The organism is Streptomyces coacervatus, from assembly GCF_029223485.1.
Lineage (GTDB): Bacteria > Actinomycetota > Actinomycetes > Streptomycetales > Streptomycetaceae > Streptomyces > Streptomyces coacervatus.
In genome coordinates, this window is sequence record NZ_JARHTP010000021.1 from 74617 (window position 1) to 99525 (window position 24909).

At 65.0% G+C, this 24909-nt stretch carries 18 protein-coding genes and 2 pseudogenes; 17 read left to right on the forward strand and 3 right to left on the reverse strand.

The window, feature by feature from the left end; genetic code table 11:
• Position 1: 1 nt before the first annotated feature.
• The 6 genes and pseudogenes from P2Q00_RS40105 to P2Q00_RS40130 form a co-directional block, all read left to right on the forward strand.
• Positions 2–1387 carry an NDP-hexose 2,3-dehydratase family protein gene (locus P2Q00_RS40105; RefSeq protein WP_275779421.1) on the forward strand — a complete coding sequence of 462 codons (1386 nt, stop codon included), beginning with the start codon at positions 2–4 and terminating at the stop codon, positions 1385–1387.
• Between the two features lie 29 nt (positions 1388–1416).
• On the forward strand, positions 1417–2391 hold the full coding sequence (cs1, locus tag P2Q00_RS40110) for a clavaminate synthase Cs1 (RefSeq protein ID WP_338059396.1): 975 nt from the start codon (positions 1417–1419) through the stop codon (positions 2389–2391).
• Between the two features lie 31 nt (positions 2392–2422).
• Positions 2423–3352, forward strand: a complete 930-nt coding sequence (locus P2Q00_RS40115) for a Gfo/Idh/MocA family protein (protein ID WP_275779423.1) — start codon at positions 2423–2425, stop codon at positions 3350–3352.
• Positions 3353–3704: 352 nt separating this feature from the next.
• Positions 3705–4529, forward strand: coding sequence for a TauD/TfdA family dioxygenase (locus P2Q00_RS40120; protein WP_275779424.1), 825 nt, complete (start codon positions 3705–3707; stop codon positions 4527–4529).
• A 306-nt stretch (positions 4530–4835) separates the two neighbouring features.
• Positions 4836–5744: a glucose-1-phosphate thymidylyltransferase RfbA gene (gene rfbA / locus P2Q00_RS40125; RefSeq protein WP_275779425.1), complete on the forward strand. Its 909-nt coding sequence runs from the start codon at positions 4836–4838 to the stop codon at positions 5742–5744.
• Positions 5741–5953, forward strand: a pseudogene (locus P2Q00_RS40130) (GDP-mannose 4,6-dehydratase); the annotation flags it as partial. The gene rfbA and the pseudogene P2Q00_RS40130, both read left to right, overlap by 4 nt.
• Positions 5954–6797: 844 nt before the next feature.
• Here P2Q00_RS40130 and P2Q00_RS40135 read toward each other — a convergent pair.
• Positions 6798–7694: an aminoglycoside phosphotransferase family protein gene (locus P2Q00_RS40135; protein ID WP_275779426.1), complete on the reverse strand. Its 897-nt coding sequence runs from the start codon at positions 7692–7694 to the stop codon at positions 6798–6800.
• A gap of 967 nt (positions 7695–8661) precedes the next feature.
• Here P2Q00_RS40135 and P2Q00_RS40140 point away from each other — a divergent pair.
• Both P2Q00_RS40140 and P2Q00_RS40145 read left to right on the forward strand, forming a co-directional pair.
• A complete protein-coding gene (locus tag P2Q00_RS40140; protein ID WP_275779428.1) occupies positions 8662–9450 on the forward strand; it encodes a class I SAM-dependent methyltransferase in 789 nt (262 codons plus the stop codon).
• A 447-nt stretch (positions 9451–9897) separates the two neighbouring features.
• Complete coding sequence (locus P2Q00_RS40145; protein ID WP_275779430.1) at positions 9898–10104, forward strand: MbtH family protein; 207 nt, start codon at positions 9898–9900, stop codon at positions 10102–10104.
• Positions 10105–10872: 768 nt separating this feature from the next.
• Here P2Q00_RS40145 and P2Q00_RS40150 read toward each other — a convergent pair.
• Positions 10873–11238 carry a response regulator transcription factor gene (locus P2Q00_RS40150; RefSeq protein WP_275779432.1) on the reverse strand — a complete coding sequence of 122 codons (366 nt, stop codon included), beginning with the start codon at positions 11236–11238 and terminating at the stop codon, positions 10873–10875.
• A 1958-nt stretch (positions 11239–13196) separates the two neighbouring features.
• On the opposite strand from P2Q00_RS40150, the gene P2Q00_RS40155 reads away from it, so the two are divergent.
• From P2Q00_RS40155 to P2Q00_RS40180, 6 genes are all read left to right on the forward strand, one after another.
• Entirely contained in the window at positions 13197–13820 is a 624-nt protein-coding gene (locus tag P2Q00_RS40155; protein ID WP_275779434.1) for a DUF1349 domain-containing protein, read from the forward strand.
• Positions 13821–14140: 320 nt separating this feature from the next.
• On the forward strand, positions 14141–15292 hold the full coding sequence (locus tag P2Q00_RS40160; RefSeq protein ID WP_275779436.1) for a glycosyltransferase family 2 protein: 1152 nt from the start codon (positions 14141–14143) through the stop codon (positions 15290–15292).
• Positions 15293–15297: 5 nt separating this feature from the next.
• Positions 15298–16524, forward strand: a complete 1227-nt coding sequence (locus tag P2Q00_RS40165; RefSeq protein WP_275779438.1) for an aminotransferase class III-fold pyridoxal phosphate-dependent enzyme — start codon at positions 15298–15300, stop codon at positions 16522–16524.
• Between the two features lie 58 nt (positions 16525–16582).
• Positions 16583–17584, forward strand: a complete 1002-nt coding sequence (locus tag P2Q00_RS40170) for a zinc-dependent alcohol dehydrogenase (RefSeq protein WP_275779440.1) — start codon at positions 16583–16585, stop codon at positions 17582–17584.
• 14 nt (positions 17585–17598) lie between these two features.
• Positions 17599–18858, forward strand: a complete 1260-nt coding sequence (locus P2Q00_RS40175; protein ID WP_275779442.1) for an MFS transporter — start codon at positions 17599–17601, stop codon at positions 18856–18858.
• The gene (locus P2Q00_RS40180; protein ID WP_275779444.1) at positions 18855–19526 is read left to right on the forward strand and encodes an HAD family hydrolase; all 672 of its coding nucleotides are present in this window, start codon (positions 18855–18857) and stop codon (positions 19524–19526) included. The genes P2Q00_RS40175 and P2Q00_RS40180 overlap by 4 nt, the downstream gene beginning before the upstream one ends.
• 183 nt (positions 19527–19709) lie before the next feature.
• Here P2Q00_RS40180 and P2Q00_RS51205 read toward each other — a convergent pair.
• Positions 19710–19972: pseudogene (locus P2Q00_RS51205) on the reverse strand (helix-turn-helix domain-containing protein); the annotation flags it as partial.
• 276 nt (positions 19973–20248) lie between these two features.
• Between P2Q00_RS51205 and P2Q00_RS40185 the strand changes: the two are divergent.
• The 3 genes from P2Q00_RS40185 (at position 20249) to P2Q00_RS40195 (ending at position 24900) form a co-directional block, all read left to right on the forward strand.
• Positions 20249–21505 carry an ROK family protein gene (locus P2Q00_RS40185; RefSeq protein WP_275779445.1) on the forward strand — a complete coding sequence of 419 codons (1257 nt, stop codon included), beginning with the start codon at positions 20249–20251 and terminating at the stop codon, positions 21503–21505.
• 11 nt (positions 21506–21516) lie between these two features.
• Complete coding sequence (locus tag P2Q00_RS40190) at positions 21517–23361, forward strand: glycoside hydrolase (protein ID WP_275779446.1); 1845 nt, start codon at positions 21517–21519, stop codon at positions 23359–23361.
• 273 nt (positions 23362–23634) lie between these two features.
• Complete coding sequence (locus P2Q00_RS40195; RefSeq protein ID WP_275779447.1) at positions 23635–24900, forward strand: ABC transporter substrate-binding protein; 1266 nt, start codon at positions 23635–23637, stop codon at positions 24898–24900.
• The last annotated feature ends 9 nt before the right edge of the window (positions 24901–24909 follow it).

A 24909-nucleotide genomic window follows, 5' to 3' on the forward strand; every position in this document is an offset into this window, starting at 1 on the left:
CATGCCAACCAAGGTGAGTCGTTCCGCTGGATTTCTGGCATCGTCCCTGACCCCGAGCACCGCGATAACTCCGGACTCCGACTCCTTCCTCGAGAAGCGATCGGCGTCCTCCAGCTACAGCGTCGAAGAAGTTCCGTTGGACGCACTGCCCAACTGGCGGATCGGCGACCGCCTCTCCCACTCGTCCGGCCGGTTCTTCGCGGTGGAGGGACTGTCGATACGCACGGACTTCGGTCCGAAGCCCGAGTGGTGCCAGCCGATCATCATTCAGCCGGAGATCGGCATCCTGGGCATCATCGTGAAGCGCATCCACGGCGTCCACCACTTCCTGATGCAGGCGAAGATGGAGCCGGGAAACAGCGAGCTGGTCCAGTACGCTGCGACCGTTCAGGCGACCCCCAGCAACTATCAGCGCGTGCACGGTGGCCGGCCCACCCCATACCTTGAGTACTTTCGGGAGCACGCCGGACGACGCATCGTCTTCGACCAACTCCTCTCAGAACACGCGTCCTGGTACCTGCACAAACGGAATCGCAACATGATCGTCGAGATTCCCGAGGACGAACACATCGCGGTGGCGGACGACTTCGCTTGGTTGACGCTCGGGCAGCTGCGGCATCAGCTCGAGCGCGGGAACCGCGTGAACATGAACGCGCGTACGGTGCTGTCGGGCATCTCCTATGCCGCGCAGGACGATGCGGACTCCTACGGCGACATCCGGGACCCGTTTCGCCTCCAGGTGGTCGAGTCACACGCAGCGGGCCGCTCAAACGACGAAGTCTCCGCCGCGATGACCTGGCTTATCGACCAGAAGTCGAAGTTCAGCCTCGACGTCAGGCGCATCAGCCTCGGCGAGATGGACGAGTGGGCGAGCGGCACGGACAGCATCCGCCACCGGGAGAACCGCTATTTCCGGATCGTCGGGCTGTCGGTCTCGGCTACGAGCCGGGAGGTCGGCGCCTGGTCTCAACCGATGCTCGAGCCGACGAGCGGCAACGTCGTGGCCCTGATCTGCCAGCGCCGTGCGGGAGTACTCCAATTCCTCGTCCAGGCCATGATCCAGCCCGGCCTCACGGACCGGCTCGAGCTCGCCCCGACTGTGCAGCTGACCCCGGGAACCTACAGCGGACCGGAGGACCTCCCACCACTCGCGGAGTACCTCGACGCCCCTCAGTCCTGGATCCGCCTGAAGGCTGTGCAGTCGGAGGACGGTGGGCGGTTCCTACATGCAGACACGACACACCTCGTCGTCAACGTCCCGGAAGAACACACGATCGACGCGCCGGACAACTACCGGTGGATGACCCTGGGCTCGCTCAACCGCCTGATCCGCTCCGGTCACTACGTCAACGTCGAGGCTCGCAGTCTCATCGCCTGCCTTCTCTGACTCACACCACACCAAGGGAGATCCGCACCGTGCCTCCATCCATCATCGACTGCTCTCCGTACCGGGCTGAACTTCTTGCTCTCGCCTCGACGCTGCCGACAGTGCCGCGGGCCGACCTCTACGCATTCTTCGAGGACGCGAAGCGGCTGGCGGAGCGCCTGCCGCAGGAACTGCGCGACGGTCTGGACGATTTCAACGCAAACGGCAACCTGGACGGTTACCTGCTCCTGCGGGGTCTTCCCGTCGAACCGGATGACGAGCTGCCAGCCACTCCTACATCAAGCCCGGCGCCGGAGGACAGGCGACTGCTGAACATGGAGGCCATGCTCTGCATCATCGGCGGAGCGCTCGGGCTCCTCAGCGCCTATGATCAAGGCTACGGAAATCGGCGCGCTATCACGGTCCTCCACGAGCTGTACCCGACGCCCGAGGCGCATCCCCTATCCGGGGAGACCTCCAAGATCCAGCTTGAGTTCCACACGGACCTCTCCCACCATGCCCGCCAGCCGAACTACATACTCCTGTCCTGCTCGCGTGGCGACCACGAGGGCAAGGCCGCGACCCTCGTCGGTTCGATCCGCAAAGCGCTGCCGCTGCTCAGCGATGAGGTGCGGGACTACCTGTTCGACCGGGTGTTCACGCGGCGGTACGACGCCGCGGACCCGGACGCCACGGCCAACGTGAAGACGTTGTACGGCGACAAGGACGACCCGTACGTCAGCTTCAATCGGTCGTTCCTCACCCCCGAGACCCCGCAGGACATCGAAGCCTTCGACGCGCTGTCGACGGCCCTGATAAAGGTCACCGAGCCGGTTCTCCTGACCCGGGGCGACCTGCTAATCATCGACAACTTCAGGATCACCCACGGTCGTGCACCGTTCACCGCGCGCTGGGACGGCAAGGACCGCTGGCTGCACCGGGCCTACGTCCGCACCGACAAGAACGGCCAGTTGTCGGGCGGCGAGCGCGCAGGTGACGTCGTCCCATTCATCCCGCGCCGCTGACCCCGAGGCCATGGACCTACTACTGATTGGTATGTCGCGGTTCGCCCAGCGGCGCGTGCTGCCGGCCGCCTCGTCCATCCCGCAGATCGAAACGATCAATGTCGTCAGCTCGCACGTCGGCGCCCAGGCCTTAGGCCGCGTGGCCAAGCTCGGCATGGTGTACACGGACTGGGGCGAGGCGTTGGCCGACGCACGCCCCGGCCTGGTCTACGTCTCGCTGGTCAACAGCGACCACGCGCGCGTGGTTCGCTCTGCGCTCGAGCATGGACACCACGTGGTGGTCGACAAGCCGGGCCTGCCGGATCCGGACACCGCCGAGGAGATGGTGTCGTTGGCCCGGTTGTCATCGCTCGTCATTGCTGAGGCCACCTGCTACTCGTTCCACCCGGTGTTCTCGGCAGTCAAGTCGATCGTCGCGGACCTCGACGTGGAGGTGACCAAGGCGCTGTCCGTGTTCACTCCCCCTGTTCCAGCCGACGACTGGCGGTACGACCGAGCCAAGGGCGGCGGGGCACTGCTCGACACCGGTCCCTACGCGGTGTCCCTGGGGCGGGTGTTGTGGGGCGTGGAACCCGAGCGGATCGACGCGATCGTCGGTGACCGCACCGCCGACGCGCTCGAGACGTCGTACAGCATGCTCGCGGGTTACCCGGGAGGCCGGACCCTCGTCGGTCAGTTCGGCTTCACGACGGCTTACCAGAACATGGTCCGGCTCATGGGAAGGGGGTTCACGATCGAGGTCGAGCGGCCCTTCTCCGCAGTACCGGGAATGGCGGTCGACCTGCGGGTCCAGGCCGGGGACCAGGTGTACGTGCACACCGTCGAGCCCGCCGACAGCATGCGGCTGTTCCTGTCCGAAGTCCTCGCGGCAGCGGAGAGCGGATCACAGGACTTCGGTGTCTCCCTGCTCAGCGATGCCCGGGCGCTCGCTCGACTCACTCGAGCGGCATCGGTGTCTTAGAGCTTGCAACACGACCGCGTAGATGGCAGGTGCGCATGCTCTGCCTGATCAGCACCGTCGCACGGCGCATCGACCTGCACGACGCCCTCATCTCCCTAGCCTGCCCTGCGGGCTTATCTGCTAGCGGCGGCGCCAAGAGACCCATACATGGTCGTGACACATGCGCCTCGCCTGCCGGGCAAGCTCAGTTGGCCTATCGAGCCCTCGGGAGGACTTCCCGACAGCCCACGAGGCCTGCCTGTGCTTCCAGGTCCTCACCGCTCCAGGAGCCGAATCCTCTCGGCCGTGCCAATCAACCGCGCAGTGAATAGCAAGAGACACGCACCGAAACGAGCCTGCAGGAGGTGACAGCGTGCAGCAGTTGCAAGCCGACTTCAGGGATCCGGAGTGCGTGCAGCCTGTGGACTTCACGGAGCACGACGCCCCGAACCAACTTATGCACAACCTCGAAGGACGCGGTTTCGCCGTAGCCACGATGGCGGAGCCAGGGGCACCCGACGCCACCATCACATCGCTGTCCGCGGCACTACGACTTGGCGAACCCTACATCCCAGCGCTATATCGCTATGCGGAGACGAAGGACTACTCCGCCCCCTACAGCGACATCCGCAGCGACACGAAGGACGAACACCCCGGCTTCAGCACGACAGCCGGCCAGGCCTGGCACGTAGACGGTCTCCTCGACGACATCGGAGACATCAAGACCACCATTCTCTACTGCGTCCGCGCTGCCCACCGGGGTGGGGACACCCTGCTCTTCAACTCGCTGGCCGCCTTCGCTGAACTCCGCGAAAAGGACCCGGCCGCGGCGGAAACGCTCCTCTCTCCCAAAGCACTCAATCGCCGCTCCACCATCCCCGCCATCGACGTAAACGCCACAGGCCCGGTGTTTTCAGTAGACGAAAAGGGTGCCCTCATCACCCGCTACACGGACAACGAAACCTGCACGTGGAACTTCTCAGCCGGCCCACCGGGCGGCCTGCGTAGAGCACTGGCCTTCCTTCGCGCTGCATCGAACAATCCGCGTTACCGACTGGCAGTGCGCCTGGCACCCGGCCAAGCCCTGATATTCCGCAACGATCGTCTCTCCCACGGCCGACAACCCTACGAGGACAAACCAGACGCCCGCCGCCACCTGGTCAGAGCGCTCTATGCCAGCGCTCCCAACACGCCCTGACGCGCTGGACATCCAGACGAAGCAGTTGACGATGCTCAAAATCGAACACTGAGCCCTTCCAACGCAACCCAGTAAATACCGCAACGGGGATGTCGCGACACCGTTGGATCGACGGCCGCATACACGTGGTCGTAGTTCATCGAAAGGTCGACCGAGCCCGGCTCCACGCACCTCCGGCGCTCGATGTATCTACGACGACCAACTGCCGCGACTGACCTCGTGCTTCCACAAGGTGACCTGTCCAAGGGTTGATCAAAAACGCGGCAAAGTATGTGAGATCAGACTCGGAGGGGGCGAACAGAGCCGATGAAAGGCATCATTCTCGCTGGCGGCGACGGAACGCGATTGCAGCCCCTCACCTTCGCGGCTTCCAAACAGCTCGCTCCTGTCTACGACAAGCCCATGATCTACTACCCGCTCTCCGTTCTCATGCTGGCGGGTATCCAGGACATCCTCGTCATCACGCGTCCGACCGACCTCCCCGTCTTCCGTGCCCTGTTGAGCGACGGACGGCAGTTGGGACTGAATATCGACTACGCCGCGCAGGACGAGCCACGTGGTATCGCCGACGCCTTCCGCGTTGGGGCGGACCACATCCGCGGCGAGCAATGCGCGCTGATCCTCGGCGACAACCTCTTCCACGGCGCAAACCTGCCCACTTTGCTGCACCACAGCGTGCTCAAGATGAGTGGCTGCGTGCTGTTCGGTCACGAGGTCGCCGACCCGCAGCGGTTCGGCGTCGCCGAGATCGATCCACGGGGCAGGCTCGTCTCTATCGAGGAGAAGCCCCGGCGTCCCCGCTCCAACCTTGCCATCCCCGGCATGTACTTCTTCGACACCCATGTGTCAGATATCACCAGAGATCTGACGCCGTCAGCGCGAGGCGAGCTGGAGATCACAGACGTGCTGCGGGCCTATCTGGAGTTGGGCACCGCTGAGCTGGTGTGGCTGGGCAGGGGCGTCACCTGGATGGACACTGGCACTCACGAGTCTCTGCTCGAAGCGGGCACATTCGTGAGGGATGTACAGCACCGGCAGGGCATCCGGCTGGCCTGCATCGAAGAGGTTGCCATGCACATGGGATACATCGCCCCAGACGACTGCTACGCGCTGGGGGCGGAGATGGGCACCTCGCCGTACGGCCAGTACGTCATGGAGCGGGCCCGCTTCTTCAGCACAGGCATGCCGCCCACGGCCTTCTCGGACGATCTGTGAATCTCCTCGTCACCGGCGCCGCCGGGTTCATCGGCTCCGTTAGTGTACGGATGCTGCTCACAGTCGGCGCGGCGCAGGCCTCCGACACGTCCCGGATCACAGTGCTGGACAGCCTGACCTACGCTGGCAGACTGGACAACATCGATCTCAGTGATCCCCGGCTGACGTTCGTCCAGGGCGACATCTGCGATACCCGCCTCGTCAATAGGCACCGACCAGGGTGGGGCCGAAGGGCGGTCGGCGGGAGAAGTATCCGCGGCGGCGAGTCTTGGACGCGATCTTCTACGTCATGCGGACTAGGGGCGACTGACGGCAGCTTCCACTCCAGTCCGTCCGCACCGCCGAGACGGTGCCGGTTGAGGCCAAGGGCTTCACCCCCGAACAAGAAGGTCAAAGGTCGCAAAACGGTTCATCGTCACGGACACACTCGGTCTGCTCCTGGCCGTGCACGTCGTTGCGGCGAACGTTCAAGACCGTGAGGGGGACGTCGCCCGCTGAGGTGGGCTCGCCTCGAACACCGAGCGTTCGGAAGATCCGAGCCGACCAGGGCTTCGTCGGCCGCCTGGTCGACTGGGCCGCACAAATCCTCAGGCACGAACTGGAGATCGTGCGCGAGAAACCGGATCAGCGCGGCTTTCAGGTCCAACCGAAGCGGTGAGCGGTAGAGCGGACGCTGTCGTGGCTGACCGCCCACCGGATTATGGCGCGGGACTACGAGACCAGCCCCGCTCGCTCGGAGACCATGGACCGCTGCGCGGTGATCGGCATCATGCTTCGGCGACTCTCACCCGCGAAGGACCAGCTGTCCGCCCAGGCCCCCGACGCTCACGCGGAGCTCTGCGGTATGACCGGACTGCCCGCTGCTGGCGGACCTCTTCTCTTCCTCATCACCAAGGAGCATGGGCTCCAACGCGAGCAGGTCCGCCCGACTGAGCCAGTTAGCAGACCGGGATCGAGCGGGGGCTCGGTCTGAACGGTTCCCATGGCCGCGACTGCACCGATTCCTGTCAGCGAGTGCACGGCGCCGGGGAGCACAGTCAATCCGTGCCGACGTCAAAGGCCCTTCAGGACACGATCAAGTGCGGACTGGCCTGCGGGTCCCCAGTGCGGCTTGCCGCCGGGCAAGCCGCGGTCCCCGTTCTGGCCCATCAACATCAGGAACAGGCTCTTCATCGCGGCCAGTCCGCGCGCCCGTCGCACCGTTGCCTCGTCCGCCTGTGCGTAGCTGTTGAAAAGCCGTGAGGCGCCGCCCGCGGGAAGTAGCAACCAGGCGGCCGCGAGGTCCCACGCCGGGTCGCCGGCGACGAGTGCGCCAAAGTCGACGACACCCGCCAGTGTCCCGTCCGCGACGACGACGTTCGCGGGATGCAGGTCGCCGTGCACCCACACCGGTGGGCCCTCCCACTCCGGGGCCGCCACCGCTTCGCCCCAGACTTCACGGATCTCGTCGGCGAGGTCGGTAGGGGCAACGGCCTGGAAGAAGTGCTCGAAGCCGTCCGTGCAGTCCTTGGGGTGAGCGCCGAAGTCCGAAGCGGCCGGTGCGTCGGCAGGCGCCTCCACATGCAGCGCCCTGAGGAAGCCCGCCAGCGCCTCAGCCGCGTGGTCGCCGCGAGTGATCGAGCCGTGGTCCAGCGGCGTGCCCTCGACCCATGTCATGACGGTCCAGATCTTGGGGAAGCGCTCGGACGGCGCACCGTCCCGAAGGGGGACAGGAATCGGCAGCGGCAGGCGCGTGGCCAGAGTCGGCAGCCACCGGCGCTCCTTGAGCTGCAGATCGGGGCTCGTGTCCATCCGCTGCATCCGGATAGCCAGCTCGTTACCGAGGCGCCACATTTGGTTGCCCCAGCCGCCCGCCACTTCGCGGATGGGCAGCTCGGCCAGGTCCGGATGCTGTTCCCGAAGCAGGTCGCGGACCAGATCCTCGCTGATCTCAATCTCGGATTCGATCATGCCGAGTCACCGTAGCCGAGGTAGGCGGAGGCCACCTTGCACTTTGGGAGATCCAACTCCCCGGCCGGATCTACAGAGCTCTCTGAAGCACTTGCGGGCAAGTGCAGCCGGCCGCGCTCACCCGCCAGCTGATGCTCGGCTCCGCCAATGGTCGGGCTCATCGTGGAGGGCAAGTCACAGTGCCACCTGCAAAGACCTCAAACGCGGTCTCAGTAGCGCGCGCACCAGCTCCTGCTCGAACTTCAACTCGTCCATCGAGGAACTTCCTATCATTGGCATGCATCGGAATGAGAACAATAATCGGAGAGCAATAGTGCACTGGCGATGGGTCTGCCGCTAGCTGTTGCCGACGCTTAGCATCGAGCACCTGGTGGCCGTGCTCTCCTTGCGCGAAGCTGGCTCACATGGTGGTCTCATCGCTGACCAATTCCGTAGCAGCAGAACAACTGTCACCAGTTCAGCAGCCATACCCGCGCGCATGCGCTCCCTGCGGCGATTCGCCCCCTTCGGTCCGCGGGCTCACGGACGGAAGCAATCAGTCCACTGGTGTGCCCAGCCGAACAAATCCACTGTTACCAGACTTGACCCGGCCGATGCCCCGTGGCCGAAGGGCCACTGGACACGGTCACAGTTTATCAGGAGTATTGAGTCGTATTCAAACGGGCGATCACGCCCGCCTTCGGAAGAAATACCTGGACATCAATTATCTACGGCGTGGGGTAACAAGGCACTTAAGGGCCGCATCACCACCGGCATACCGTTGGATTCCTGCATGCTCCAGGAGAAGGCAAGCGATTCCTTCAGCGCGACGTAAGAGAAGGGATCGCGTTGGGGAAGAATTGGCCGATGTTGTGCGCGCGTGACGGATCGCCGGGATTACCGGTCTCGGATTGCAGCACGAGATCAGGGTGAAGGTCTACAAAAACGCGGCACGTTTCCGACTGAGAGATGTGGCGCTGAGGAGGTGATGGGCATGGCCGAGAGAGGATCACCGGGACTATCCTTCGGTGAGATCGCTGTTCGTTACGACCGCTTTCGTCCCGGTGTGCCGACAGCGGCACTGGACTGGCTTCTCCCCGAAGATTGCGAAACTGTGGTCGACCTCGCTGCCGGCACCGGCGCGATGACCAGCCAATTGGTGGACCGCGTGCGGCACGTCGTCGCCATCGAGCCCGACCCGCAGATGCGTGAGACCCTCGCCCGCAACTGTCCGAAGGCGCTTCTGCTGCCGGGGACCGCAGAGCGGATGCCGCTGCCCGACGGCCGGGCCGACGCGCTGCTGACCTCCATGGCCTGGCAGTGGTTCGACCCGCTGCATGCTGTCCCGGAGATCGCGCGAGTGCTCCGAGGCGGCGGCACGTTTGGCGTCCTGTGGAACCACAGGGACCTGTCCGTACCCTGGGTAGCCGAGCTCGACCGCTTCACCCGCGCACTGCGGGTCCGCGAGAGCGGCCAGGGTGCCACTGGTCAGACGCCGAGCCGCATTGTCGCGGATCCGCCGACCGGGTCGCTGTTCAGCCCTCTCGCCGAACTGCGACTGACCTGGTCCATGGCCGTCACCCCCGAGGAGATCGTCGGGCTCATGGGCACCGACGCTAGCGCGATCGCACTTCCGGCCGAAGCCCAGCATGCCGTGGACGAGCAGGTGGCCCGGTACGTGCACGATGAGCTGGCTCTGTCGGCGGGTCAGACGATCGAGTTGCCGATGGCGTGCCGCTGCCTGCGCACCACAAAAAACCTGGACGCCGCACCGTGAGCGTCTTCAACACCTGAGCGAACCGGGCGGAGGACCTGCAGTGCTCACCTCGGGCGGCACCTACATCGACGACCTAAGGGTACCCGAGCTCATCAAGGTGGCGAACGTGACCATCGTGCCGTCCACGGCCGCACATTCGATCACCACCGCCATCGCCACGTCCCGGGCAAAGACCTCCGTTGGGTCCACGGCCGCGGACCGAACGGGCCTGTGCACTTCGTGGGGCAACTGGAGAACTGGGAGATCTACCTCGGTGTGGTGCTGCCCGCCGCGGCCTTTGCGCCTGCAGATTCGTCACCGTGCTCTGCGAGTACGGATAGTCGATGGAATCGACTTGCTGGTTCCAACCTATCCCCGGCCCTGGAGGAACCAGCCAGCACCAGCGCAGACGCCTGTCAGCGCCTGATCCGGCCCTAACCAGTAGTCCAATACTTGTGGAGGCTTGAGATGTCCACCAATCCCTTCGAAGACGAGTCCGCCGGCTACGTGGTGTTGATGAACGACGAGGATCAGCACTCAATCTGGCCGGACAAGTTGGACTTGCCGACTGGCTGGCGGAGGGCGTTCGGAGTTGGCAGCCGAGCCGAGTGCCTGGCGTACATCAAGGCCAACTGGACGGACATCCGACCAGCAAGCATTCGTACAACGTCGTAGCACTACAGCCGTTTGGCTATTCAGGTGACGAGACGATGTTTGGCGCGTCGGACGACACGCGGGAATGCTGCTGTCGTTCGATGCCGTGCGGACGAGGGAGCCGCGCGTGGGCGAGTTCCGGGGGCTAGATTGAGCGCGAGAGGCGTTGTGCCCTTCAGAGAGCATCGGTGGCGTCCTGGGCAACGCCATCGAGCCCTATTCGGTCCGCTGCACGGCTTCGTTCTCGGCAACGACGGCCCGCCTACAGTAACCACGGTGCAACCATCACCGCCGACATCGCAGCGCGTTGGAGGCCCGGCGTGCGAACGCGCCGGCGCTCAATCCGAGTGCCAGCACCGCTGGAGCCAACTCGACCAAACCGCCGCACAATCGACCCGCCCGGCGTTTGAAGTCGATGTGGCAACGCACCTCCTCGTCGGGACCGGTCAGTCACACAGGCCGAGCAGGAACTGCAGAACCGATCTGGTGGCCAGCTGCGCGGGCGAAAGACCAGGTCGCCCGCCACGTGGGCACCAGTCGACAAAGTCCTCGTGGCACCAGAGCCCGTTCAGCTGCTCTCTCACCCACCTCGCCGCCGTAAACTCCGAGTTACTTTCCCGCGCGACGCGATCTGCGCAATCAGTGACAGGACTTGCTCACCGAAACGGGGGCGGAGAGACAGCAGTGCCTCGCTACCGCATAGGCCTTCGAAACAGGCGAGCATGCCCGCTGATCATGCTGCCGCACCAGGAGACGCCAAGATCAAGCTTGGAGCCTTACTGTCTCGCGTCACGGCCTAGCGCCATTCCGCTCCCCGTGACTCGATTCATCAGAATCGCTGGACTGCCCCCTGCGCGCCAGCTCGTACAATTCCCATTTGGTAGCGATGACGGCTATTTCGACCCGAGAGCTTACTCGCAGCTTGAGCATGATGCGCGCGATGTGCTCTCTCGCCGTTCTTTCGGAGATTCCCAGTTCCATGCCAATGCTGTAATTGGTCATACCAGTGGCGACCAGGCGAAGAACTTCAAACTCCCGTGCACTCAAGGCGGACATCCTGGAGTGAATCTCAACGATCTCGCCCCCCAGTCCGATACCACTTTCAACTATCATGTCTCTCCATCGCGAAATATCGTGTCCCGGATGCTGCGCCATGGGACTTTCATGCACCCTCGTCACCCCTAGTCCTTCGTGAATTCCTGGCAATCGGTTTGGGACTCCGATGGGCTGGCTAATGCCTGTCGCCATGCCGTTGGTCGTGTCCGATGCGGACTGCGACATCCTGGCTTCATGGGTGCGGTCTCCGTCGGCTCCGTCGGGGATGGTGATGCGAGCCCGGATCGTCCTGCCGGCGGCCCAGGGGGTCTCGAGCACCGAGATCGCGCAGAGGCTGGAGTTGTCCCGGCCTACCGCGATCACCTGGCGGCGCCGCTAGCGTGCGGTTGACCTGGCCAACTGGAGAACCGGCCACGCTCGGGCCGGCCCACCACGGTGGACGAGGCCTAGGGCGTAGCGCGCACCCTGGAACGCCCGCCGAAGACGCTGGCCCCAACTGCTAGCCCGCGAGAGCCCCTCTGCCGGGCGATCGCCAAAGTGCGGCGCACATGGAAAATCCAGCCCTGGGCGCACCGGACCATCAAGTTCTCCATCAATCCAAAGTCCGCGACGCGGTCGGGCTGCACCTGCGCCCCGGAGAAGGCCATGGTGGTCCCTGTGGACGAGAATTCGCATGTCCAGGCTCTGGAGTGGACCGAGCCGATGCTTCCGGTGCGACCGGGCCTGCTCAAGCGGCGCATCCACGACTGCAGCCGCCATGACACCCCTCTACCTTGTTCGCAGCCCTGGAGGTCGGCACAAGGAAGATCACCGCCGGCGGCTGCTACCCCGACCGAAACGCCGAGGTCCTGCGCTTGCTCAAACAGGTCACCAAGGCCCACCCGAGAATGAAACCGCCCGGGCCGCAGGTAACTACGCCTCCACAAGCACCCCCGCGTGAAGGGATGGCTACCGAAGGACCCGCGGGTCACTCTGCTCATCACCCTGGCCCCCCGGCCCAGCACTGAAACCTGGAGATCTTCTTCGGGATCATCGCCCGCAGGTTTCCCGCGACAGTCGTCGTACTCCACCCGGTGAGCGGCCTTCACGGGCTGCCCGCCTGGGCCGACTTGTTGCGTGTGACCAGCCCTAAGGTCGTACGAGCGGTCGCGAAATTGGTGACCTGGTCCCCCAGGATTCCCTCTCGAATCCCCTCTCGATAAAGGCCGTAGGAGCCAGGATCCCCGGGGTGTTGAGGTAGCCGGGCCCAATCAGCTCGGCATTGGAGCCGATGTCTCGGTAACCCGGGCCGAGACCACGTCGATGACTCGACGATCAGCGTTAACTCTTCTTCGCTCTGGGCGATTCCAGACATGATCCAGCTCCATCCGTATTTCTCGAGCGTTCACTTTCGGACTCTCGGTGGGCGCACGGAAGCAAGCAAGATCGAGGCTTACACGAGCAACTCTGATCGTCAAGGGCTTCTCACAAGGGGTACGAGAAGTCAGTCAACTCGGTTCGAAAGCCCGAACATGAGCACGCCTTGTCCGAATTGACCAAATAAACCATCCAGTCAATGCACCCCACCTTCACTCAATCCTCACCTTCAGCAATCCTTTGGCCAAAGCGTGGAGACCAGCCGCTACGCGACCACATCCGTATGAACCCATTCTCCAGTAGGCGAAAAACTGCCAATCTCCGGCCACTCGAGATTCCGGACCAAAAAGGCACTATCGCGTCATATCACGCTGCCACCACAAGGGAAAACGCTTTCCGTCGAGTGGGTTTTGTCCTGATTTGACAATATTTATCCGTCACGGCTTGATCATTGCAAATCACCAACCGCATTTCCCTCATCTGGGCTAAATGTCCATTATTGATATATGTGTACCCCCTACCCAACACCCTCGCCGCGGGTAATCATTTCAACGCCCTGCAGAGCAAGAGCCGCATCACGTCCGCTGCATAGGGAATCTGTTCCCGTTCCTCGCGACGCGGGGGAAAAGGACACCTAGATGCGGCCTCACGCAGCTCTTGTTGCGCTACGCAGGGGTACGCCACGCCTCAACGGGGGATTCGTGAACCATTCAGTGACTGTTCCCGGCCTGCCCTTCGATATCGCGCCGGAGGGGCCAGCCGTCGGCACCACATGGCGCGTCGAGAATGAGGCTCTTGCCATTACGGCAGGCCCACGCACCGACCTGTTCCTCGACCCGGCACGCCAGACCTCTTCTGCAGGTGCTGATCTTTTGCGGCTCGTAGGGGATGTCAGTGGTGACTTCCAGTTGACGGCCCACGTCGAGGTGGATTTCAAGGACACCTTCGATGCCGGCGTCCTGTTCGTTCAGGCGGCCGAGCAGACCTGGGCGAAATTGTGTTTCGAGTACACGCCACAGGGGCGGCCCAGTGTCGTATCGGTGGTCACCCGAGGTGACTCCGACGACGCCAACGCCGACGAGGTGAGCGGAAACCGCACCCGTCTTCGCATATCCAGGTCGGGGCGCGCCTTCGCTTTTCACGCCTCCCATGAAGGCGAGTGGTGGCGGCTGATCCGATACTTCTCCCTCGGCTCATTGCCCGACTCGGCCGCGGTGAAAGTCGGGTTTCTCGCCCAATCGCCGTTCGGCGCTGGATGCACAGCCGTCTTCGACAACATCCGTTTTAGCCCGGAGCCCCTCGCTCAGCTTCGCGACGGCAGTTGACAGGCTAGTCACCGAAACGTCCGTCGGCTGAACATAGCGCCATCGTGCGTCACCCGGTTCGCTTGCCGGATGTCGACCGGCCCACTTTCACCCTTCTCATTGCCTGGGACGTCCTTCTCCCGCCTGCCCAGCTCCCGATTTCTTCCGTCTTGTCTCGGTGTCGCCGTGTGTGCCTTCCGACAGGAAACGCGGTCGTGCCCCGCGGGAGCGTGCCGGGAAGGCTTGATCCACTATCCGCACCGCACTTGAAATCGCGTAGGTCGGGGTACAGCTCATGCTGCGCCCTGGCACTGCGCTGTGCAAAAAGAATGAGGGTTTTCGTGCGCAGCAGTGTCATCGTGCCCATATTCCAGACCCAGAGCGTGTTATTGCTCTTCCTGGAATCGTTGAGGCTGACCGTTGAGCCGGACACACAGTTGATCCTGGTCAACGACGGTTCCGGGACCGAGGTGAGCGAGCTGGTCGAGGAGTTCGCCCGGAAGATCAAGAGAGACCGAGCTGCCGACGTTACCGTGACAACCCTGCACAACCAGAAACCCCATGGCTGTGGTCAAGCCCTCAACCAGGGTCTGGCCATCGCCGACGGGGACCACATCTTCTTCGTCGACTCCGATCTGATCCTCAAGTCCGGCTGGCAGTCCGGAATGCTGCAGACCCTGAGCGACCACCCGAACGCGGGAATGACCGCCGGGGTCCTGCTGTACCCGCAGACCGGCGGTGTGCAGCACTGCGGCATCTCGTTCAGCGAGACTCTCGGCAGGCACCTGTACCTGAACGCAAGGACATCGGACTTGCCTGATTCCCCGTACACGGTCCAACTGGCCGCCTTCGCGCTGTTCGCGATGACCAGGGAGGTCAGGGACTCGGTGGGCCTGCTGGACGAGCGCTACTTCAACGGGTACGAGGACTTCGACTACCAAATGCGGGCCAGGATGCTCGGCCACCGCACGGTCATCGACCCGAAGGTCACGTCGTACCACTGGGAACGGCGCAACGGAGTGCACCGGGCGGGCAACCGCAAGACCAACTTGGCCCGGTTCTGGAAGTCCTGGGGCAGCCAAATCGAGAACGACATCACACCCCGGTTGCTCGACGCGTTGCGTGGCCGGGCCGCCGACCTCAGCCACTACCTGCCGCTGGACCTGGCTGAGACGCGCACCGAGGCAGGGGACTTCTGGCAGGCCCTCGCCGACGCGTCGGCGATCGACCGGCACACCGTGCTCGACTACTCGACCACGGTGGACGGCGAGCAGCCCATCCTGCTGCCCCAGATCCTGCCGGCCCAACTGGTCGCCGAACCGCGGCCCTTGTTGATTCTGGTCGAGAATTTCGTTCGCCTGCTGGACAACCGTATGTGGCTGGCGCAACGCCTGGAGACGCAGTCGCAAGACATCGTCATCGATTTGCACGGCAACGCCATGGGACTCGCGGACCTGGATGCGAGCTGCTGGCCCGGCGTGAAGGTCAGGTGACGGGTGTGCGAACGGACACCACACGCGAGGCACCGAGCCTCGCGTGGCTCGCCAAGGTCGGTGAGGTGATACCGGCAGGCTGCAGCACCCTGGCCAAGACGCCGCATCGACTGCTGCCGGGCCGCGGCGCGATAGCCGCGGCGCGCGCCAAGGACGCGGAGTTCACCGACGTCGACGGCCGTACTTGGCTGGACTGCGAGATGGCCATGGGAACGACGACCTGGGGCCATGCCCGGCCCGAGGTCGAGGAGGCCGTCGTTGCCCAGTTGAGGCGTGGCACGTCCTTCTCGGTCGCCGACCCCCTCGAACTGGAGCTGGCGCAACGGCTGTTGTCGCGGTTCGGGGTCTACGAGTCCGTGAAGTTCGCCAAGAGCGGCGCGGATGCGGTGAGTGGCGCAGTGCGCATAGCCCGTGCGGCCACCGGACGCGATGTCGTGGTGGCGACCGAGTACCACGGGTGGCACGACTGGGCCGCGCCGTCCCACTACTCGGCTCATCACACGGAGCTCGGCATCCCGAAAGCAGTGGCGGCTCTGACGCTGACCTGCCCGCCGGACGACCCGGAACGACTCGTCGCCCTGCTGCGGCAGCACTCGGGGAGGATCGCGGCGGTGGTGCTGTGTCCGAACCGCTGGTCGGCCGAACACCTGCGCGCAGTCGCGGCGGAGATCCGCTCGCACGGCGCATTGGTGGTCTTCGACGAGGTCACCTCGGGCATGCGCATGGGCAGACGGGCCACCTGTGGCGAGGTCGACGTGTGGCCGGACCTGCTGTGCATCTCGAAAGGCATGGCCAACGGCCTCCCGCTAGCGGCGGTCCTCGGCGACCGTCGGCTGGTGATGCGCGGCGAAGACGTTCGAATGAGCAACGCCCACTCCAGCGAGTCCCTGGCTTTCGCCGCTGCTCTGGCATGCGAGGAGCTGCTGGACGCCGCACCGGTGTGGCCGTCGTGGCGCGAGCGGACCCTCACGATGATGACCGCCCTGCGCTCCCGCATCGCCGAACTGGACCTGGCCGGCCGAGTCGAGGTGCGGGGCGACTACTCGAGCTTCTCGCTCGGCTCCCCCGGGGCGAGTGACTTCTGGACCGACCCGTTCCGCACCCATGCCATGGCGACCCTCGCGGACCGGCAGATTTTCACCAAGGGCTACTTCGTCTTCTCGGACCGGCACACGCCGGCCCAGCTGGACGAGGTGGAGCGTGCGATCGACGCCGCCCTGACCACTTTCTGACACCACAACCAAATGGAGGCCGAGAGTGCGAGCACTCGTTTATGCAGGCAAGGGTCAGATGGACCTCGCCGATGTCGAGGAGCCCGTTCTGCGGACGTCGAACGACGTGAAGGTCCGGGTCGAGATGACCGGGATCTGCGGCACGGACCACAAGATCCTCGCCGGCAAACTGGCCGTTGCCGAGGAGGGCACAGTGCTGGGTCACGAGGGCGTCGGCACGGTGGTCGAGGTCGGCGACGCCGTAACACATCTCACCGTCGGTGATCGAGTCATCATCAACCCCACTCAGTCGTGCGGCACATGCCGCAACTGCCGACTGGGGGCATACTGCTACTGCTTCAACTTCGACGACCATCAAGTCGGCTTCACCCTCGCGGGTACGTTCGCCGAGTACTACGTCGGCAGCGCGCAGTACCTCTACCTGATACCGGAGGGGATGAGCTGGCAGGTCGCCAGCCTGATCGAGCCGCTGGGCTGCTCGCTGAACAGCGTTCTCAAAGCGGGCCTGCAGCCGCACGAGTCGGTTCTGGTGATCGGCTCTGGTGCCATCGGCCTGCTGTGCCAGAGCATCACGCGCCGGCTCAGTCGGCTCACCGTCGCCACGGAACCAAACGCGTTCCGCCGTGAATTCGCGGCCGGCGTCGCCAACCACGCGTTGCACCCCGACGAACTCACGCCCCAGATCATCGCGGAGCTCACGGGCGGCAAGAAATTCGACGTGGTCATCGACGCTGTCGGCAACCAACTAGCCACCGCGCTGGAAGCTGTCGCCAAGGGCGGCCGGGTAGTGCCGATGGGTTATGACGACACCTACCGGGTCGAGGTGGCTCCCACCACTCTCATTGACGACGGACTCAGCATCGTCGCGGCCGTGCCGCTGCACGATGCCATCGGCCCGGCCATCGACTTCGCCTCCGACATGCCGGAGCTGGCGAAGCTGGTGACCACCGAAGTCAGCATGGGCGACTTCCGCGACGCCTTCGAGGCGACCATGGGCGTCGACCTGCAGACTGGGCAGAAGGTCGACGTCAAGGCAGTCAAGGCCGTGATCCGCTCATGAAGCGCAGAAGCTTCGTGGCGAACCTCCACCGTAACGCCCGATACTGCATCTACACCGAACCGTTCTGGGCGATCTTCGGCACGGCCGCGCTGTACTACGCGACCCTCTACATGCAAAGCGTCGGTCTGAGCACAGTGGCCATCGGAGCCATCCTCTCGGCCAACCTGTACGTCGCGTTCATGTTCCAGCTCGTGGCGGGCGCGGTGACCGACCGGATGGGCAGACGCCGGGCCACCTTCTGGTTCGACGTGACCTCCTGGGTCATCCCGATGTTCGTGTGGGCATTCAGCAACAACTCCTGGATGTTCCTCCTGGGTTACCTGCTCAACGCCTCGTCGAAGATCGTCAACGTCTCGTTCTGGCTGCTCGCCACGGAAGACAGCCCAGAGAAGGACCGCCCCCGCATCTTCGCCGCCATCAAGGTGGTGATCATGTTCGCGGGACTTCTGGTACCGATCGTCGGGTTCTTCATGGACAGGTACGGAACCGTGCCCACGCTGCGCATGTTGTTCTTCATCGGCGGGCTCGCCATGCTTCTGCACAATTGTCTTCGCCACCACTACACCGTGGAGACGCAGGCTGGCGTCGAAGCCATGGACCGCCATGCTGGCACACGCATGCTACGGAGCGTGCTCGACAGCGGGAAACTGCTGTGGGCGGCCGGGCGGCACACCGCACTTCGCCGCCTGATTTTCATGTACATGCTGAGCTTCGTCGCTTTCCAACTCAACATCTTCCTGGCCGTGTACCTGACGAAGAGCCTCGAGTACAGCGCCGTCGTGGTGGGCACGGTGCCGGCCGTCGGAGCGGTCACCGCGCTGTTCTCTTACGCCGTCGTCATGCCCTGGGCAGCCGGCCGGGTCCCGGAGGGTGCCATGGCCCGATGGTCGCTCGTGACGAGTTGCGCCGGCTGGCTCCTGTTCCTGGCACTCGGACCGGACAACCCCGCACTGCTCTTCGTCTGTACGGTGCTCACCTCCGCGGGCCCGTTGCTAGTGGAGTCCTACCGTGATGCCATCGTGGTGGGCTGTGTGCACCCTGAAGAACGGGCTACGTTCTTCGCCGCCGTCCAGACCTTCACCGCGGTGGTGTCCATCCCGACCGGGTACTTGGCGGCAGTGATCTTCCAATCACGACCCCTGATGTTGTTCGGTGCGATCGCCACGCTCTACGCCGTCGCTGCAATGTGCACGTTCGGCAGGCACCTGTCCTACCAGGCGGACGTCCGGCTCATTCCGCGGCGGGGCCGACCGGACACGGTGGCGACGACGTGAGCGGACGGGACCGGGCGCTGGTCTTCGACTTCGACGGGTTGATCGCCGATACCGAGGTGCTGTGGTTGGCGGTACTCAGAGAGCTGTACAGGTCGTTCTCTCAGGAACTGCCGCACACCCGGTACGTCGAGTCCATCGGCGGTACGCTGCACGACTTCGACCCGTTCGAGGACCTCGCCGCCCGCTGCGGCACGGTCAGTGCGGCCGAACTGGAGCAGCGCGGGGAAAGCCTGTACCGGAACTGGATGGCGTACGAGGCGCCGCTGCCCGGCGTCCGGCGGCTGGTGGCGGACGCCAAGCGACGGGGCCTGGCACTCGGGGTCGCATCCAGTTCCCGGCGGACCTCTGTGCTGCCCCACCTTCAGCAGTTCGGGCTGCGCGACGCGTTCGACGTGGTCGTCACCATGGAAGATGTGAGCCGCACCAAACCAGCCCCCGACCTTTACCTCCTCGCGGCACGGCAACTCGGCGTGGATCCCTCGGCCGTCGTGGCCTTCGAGGACTCCAGCCGAGGAGTGCAGGCGGCCAAGGCCGCCGGTGCCTTCTGTGTGGCCGTACCGCACATACTTTCGCGGTCACACGATTTCACCGCAGCGGACCGCCGCCTCGACTCGTTGTCGCTGTTCGACATGGACGACCTGTCCGTAATCACGCCGGACGACGTGTGAGGAATGACCGCTGGGTGAGAGCCCGCTACCCGGGCTCTCACCCATGTCCAAGGACAACTTCATCTTCGATTGCTCGGCCAACGTCCTGATCTCGATTGGACACCAGGGGCCATCCACAGCCAGCGCGGTGTCCTACCGGTGGCGTGGGCAACCGAAGCGCGAGGATTCGACGGGCTAGCGTCTCAGGGTCGGCTTCTCCTCCAACTCGGCAAACTGGCCGTTGAATTGCTTGGGCAGCTTAGCCAGACCAGCGGAGGCCAGGGCGTCCATCCCGCCCTCCCGCCAGGCACGCGCCAGCGTTCCACCGACCGCTCGCTCACCCGCAGATCCCTTGCGATCACCGCGGTCTTCTCACCGCGTGTGAACCGCTCGCCTGCCTCGTACGGGATGCGCTCGCGAAACTCTCGCCGCTCGGCGGTCAACCCGCCGCCCTGCGCGTACCGCATGCAGCCAGCCCACCGCAGGGATCAGCCTCGGACAACAACCCGAAGAGATCAGTAGACAACTGCCGAACCTGGCACTATCCGGATCCAGCCTCGACTGCCTGATCGCGTAGTGAACAGCGCGCCGGAAGCCTTACGCTTTCTCCGAACCTCCGGGATGGCTACTTTTGCAACTCTTCGCCAAACCCTTGTAGAAAGTCCCTCGCAAGCCATAGCCTTGCGCCGCGCCGGTGCCGACCCGGCCTGAGCTGGCCTTGGAAAGGATCGGGACGAACGTCAGTGAAGACTCCAGCAAAGCGCACGTCACGTGACATCCGCACCGCGAACCGTTATGAGGTGCTGCGCCAGATCATCGCCGAGTCTCCCACCTCCCGGCCCGTGTTGGCGGCCGCCACCGGTCTGAGCCTGGCCACGGTCGCCACGCTCGTCGGGGAGCTCCTCGATCTGCGGATGATCACCGAGGTCGGCTTCGAGGACTCGGCGGGCGGCCGCCCCCGGGGCCTGGTGGCGGTCAACGCGTCGGGGGGCGCGTTGATCGGCGTCGACATCGCGGAGACGTACGTGCGTGTCGAGTTGTTCGACCTCGGGCTGAACGTGCTGGCCCGCGCCGACGAGGACATGCGCCCCGGCGAGAGCCTGCCGGAGCAGGTGGTCAGCCATGTGGCCGCCGCCGTCGGCTCGGTTGTCATGCAGGCCGGCGTGGAGGGTGCGCGGGTGCTGGGCGTCGGGGTGAGCGTGCCGGGGCAGGTGGACCGGGCTACCGGCGTCTCCGAGTACGCGCCCAACTGGGACTGGCACGACGTGCCCCTGCTGGACCTGCTCGCCAAGCACATCGCCTTTCCGCTGTACCTGGACAACCCGCTCCGTGCCTCCGCGGTGGCCGAGCTATGGTTCGGCGCGGCGCGCGGGCGCGGGGATGCGGTGGTGGTCAACCTCGGCACCGGCGTGGGCGCGGGGCTGATCCTGGACGGCGGGCTGTACCGGGGGGTCAGCAACAGCGCCGGCGAGTGGGGCCACAACACGCTCGTGCTCGACGGGCGCCTGTGCCACTGCGGCAACCACGGCTGCGTGGAAACGTACGTCGGTGCGCCCGGGATCATGCTAAACCTGCGCGAACTCGGCCCGCAGAGCCCGCTGCTGCACCCGGAGGATCAGACGGCCACCATCGCCGCGCTGGCCCGGGGGATGCGGGAGCAGGATCCGGTGGCGGTCAAGGTGGTCCGGGACACCGCCCGTTATCTCGGCGCGGGCATCGCCGACCTGGTCAATCTGTTCAACCCCGAAGTGGTCGTGCTCAGCAGCTGGGTCGCGGCCGCCCTGGGCGAGCCCCTGGTCGCGGAGGTGCGCGAGGCCGTTGCCCGGCATGCGCTGCCGCGGCCGATGGCCGCCACCGAGATCGTCCTCTCCCCGATCCCCACCGACCCGGTGTGTCTGGGCGCGGCGACGTTCGCGCTGGAGGGCGCGCTGCAGTCGGTGGGACAGAGGGCCGCAAGCCGCACCATCCCTGCAAGGAGCCGTACCGCACCACCTTCATGACGACGGAAGGGATGCACGTGTCTCACCCCCACCGCAGTAGACCTCTCCTGTTGACGGCCGCAGCCGCACTCGCCGTCACAGGGCCCCTGATATCCGCCCCGCCCTCCTCGGCCGCCACCCCCACGGCGGCCGAGGTCTCCCCCCATGCGGCCCAGACCATCGACGACATCGGTGCGTCGGGCGCCTGGTGGGTCAACGACCTGCAGCACTTCAAGCCCGAGGTGCAGGCCCGGGTCGCCCAACTGCTGTTCTCCCAGCAGGGGTTGGCCCTGAGCTCCTACCGCTACAACATCGGCGGTGGCGGCACCGCGGTCACCACACCGGCCCGCGCCGCCGAGGACTTCCTGAACGCCGACGGCTCGTACGACTGGAGCAAGGACAAGGGCGGTCAGACGTTCCTCAAGTACGCCGCCCGGTACGGCGTCAAGGACCTGATCGGCTTCATCAACAGCGCGCCGGCCCGGTGGACGACCAACGGTCAGTCCTGCGGCGGCCAGTTGAAGGCGGAGAACGAGTCCGACTACGCCAAGTACGTGGCCGATGTGACCGACCACTTCGCCAAGCAGGGCGCGAAACTGGACTACATCAGCCCCTTCAACGAGCCGGACAACGACTTCGGGGACTGCGGCCAGGAGGGCATGCAGGTCACGGTCGACCAACGCGACGACATCGTACGGGCGTTGGGCGCCGAGCAGCAGGCCCGGCATCAGCGCACGGGCATCATCGCGGACGAGTCCAGCAAGACCACGCAGTTCACCTCCGAGCTCCCGCAGTGGATCTCGCAGCCGGGCACCGGGCAGTACGTGTCCGCGCTCGCCCACCACACGTACAACAACCCGAACGACGGCCAGCTCGCCAATGTCTACGAGACGTCGAGGACGGTCGGCAAGAAGTCCTGGGCCACCGAGATCTGCTGCTTCGGCAAGGGGTCGACCGGCTGGAACCAGGAGTACGACCCGACCATCGACAACGCCCTGCTGATGTCCCGGATCATCTACAAGGACTTCGCGAGCTCGCACGACTCGGCGTTCCAGTGGTGGGTGGCCCTGGCCAGCGGCTACGGCACCTCCCCCACCGAGAAGAACGACGTGGGCTGGAACGACGGCCTGATCTACTACGACCCCGACTACGCGACGAACGGCAACCAGCAGCTGTACTTCACCAAGCGGTACTACGCGCTCGGCCAGTACAGCAGGTTCGTCCGGCCGGGCTCGGTCGCGCACAACGTGACCGGGGCGCCGGACGGCGTCGAGGTGTCGTCGTACGACCGGGACGGCAAGTGGGTGGTCGTGGTCAACAACCACAACTCCACCGACACACCGCTGAGTTTGCACTTCAATAACAAGTCGCCGGTACGAGCCGCGCAGGCCGTACGGACGTCGGCCACCGAGGACTGGGCGAACGTCGCCAAGCCGACGGTGAGCGGCGGCACGGTCTCCTCGACTCTCGCGGCCCGCTCCATCACGACGTACGTCTTCGACCAGAAGGGCAAGGGCAGTTCGGCGATCACGGGTGCGCTGCAGGGCAAGCAGTCCGGCAAGTGCCTGACCGCGGACACGTCCGGGGCCGCCATCAACACGTGCACGGGCGGGGCCGAGCAGTCGTGGTCGTACGACGCGAAGGGGACCCTGAAGGGCGCGGGCGGGTATCTGACGGCCGGGAGTTCGGGCCTGACGACGACCGCCGACTTCACCGGTGACGCAGGCCAACGCTGGCTGCTGAACGCCAACGGCCAGATCCTCAGCGAGGCGTCCGGCAAGTGCCTGGACGTCAGCGGACAGGCGACCGCCGACGGCAGCAAAGTGATCCTGTACAGCTGCAACGGCGGGACCAACGAGGCCTGGAACAAGGCGTGACCCCGCCCTGACCCTGACCTGACCCGACCTGACCCTCACGACCGAGGGCCGCCGGCCACACCCTGCCCCGGCGGCCCTCAACCCCCCTGCACCACCCCCATGTTCGTCATTCTGAACCGGATACAACGCTTCGAGCAGACTTCGTCCAACCCCTTGCCTAAGTCATACTAAAAAGTTTAACGTCCCCGCACCGCAACGCATTTCGAGCCACGTAGCAGCCGCGTAGCGCTGAAGCCGTGGAGCCGCAGCCGCAATCGAGACAAGGACGTCAGCATGTCGGCAATGAGCAACAGCAACTTCTCCCGCCGGTCCATATTCCGGGCCGCCGCGGGCATGGCCGCCGCCGGCACGCTGGCCGCGTGCGGCAGCAACAACGGCCGGGGCGGGAGCGGCGGTTCGGGTACGCAGCTCACCCAGTACTTCCACGCCTACGGAGAGGCGGGCGTGGAGCAGGCCGTCAAGCGGTACGCGAAGGGGTACACCAAGGCCAATGTGGCCACGCAGTGGATCACCGGCTCGGACTACGAGACCAAGCTCTTCGCCGCCCTGCTCACCAAGCAGGCGCCGGACGTCTTCGAGTTCCACCCGCAGATCCAGCTCGTCAAGAGCGGTCAGGTGGCGGACCTGACGGACATCATCGAGCCCGTCATGGGCGACTTCAACCAGGCCGATATCGCCTCGCACAAGGTCGACGGCAAGATCTACGGCGTCCGGATGATCGACGACCCCCAGTTCTTCTTCTACCGCAAGTCGATGCTGGAGAAGGCGAACGTCGCCGTCCCGACCACGCTGGACGAGCTGATCGAGGCCGCCGACAAGCTCACCACATCCAAGGTCAAGGGCCTCTTCCTCGGCAACGACCTGCACGCCATCGAGGCCCCGCTGATCTGGTCGGCCGGTGCCGAGACCCTCACCGACAAGAACGAGGTCGGCTTCAACACCGACGCGGTCGCCGGCGGTCTGAGCCAGCTGCGCAAGCTGTTCACCAGCGGCAACCTGCTGCTGGACGCCCCGGCCGATTTCTGGGACCCCTCCGCCCTCGACCAGGGCCTGTGCGCGATCCAGTTCTGCGGCATGTGGGCGATGCCCGTGATGCAGAAGGCACTCGGCGACGACCTCGGTATCTTCCCCTTCCCGAAGGTCGGCAGCGCCGGCAAGCCGTCCGTCTACAACGGCGGCTGGTCGATGTTCGTCAACGCCAAGGGCAAAAACGTCGAGGCGGCCAAGGAGTACGTGAAGTGGCTGTGGATCGAGCAGAAGAAGAACCAGGAGGACTTCGCGACTTCCTACGGCTTCCACATCCCGCCGCGCACCTCGATCGCCCAGCAGGCCACCAAGCTCCAGTCGGGGCTGCCGGCTGAAGGCGTGAAGCTCTTCAACACCTACGGCCACTTCGACAACATCGGCTGGACCCAGGCCATGTGGACCGCCCTGGACACGGTCATCGCCGACTCCGTCCGCAAGGGCGGGGACCCGAAGGCCGCGCTCGACAAGGCCGACAAGACCGTCACGCGCGAGCTCAAGAAGCTCTTCGGATAGGCCGGCGGA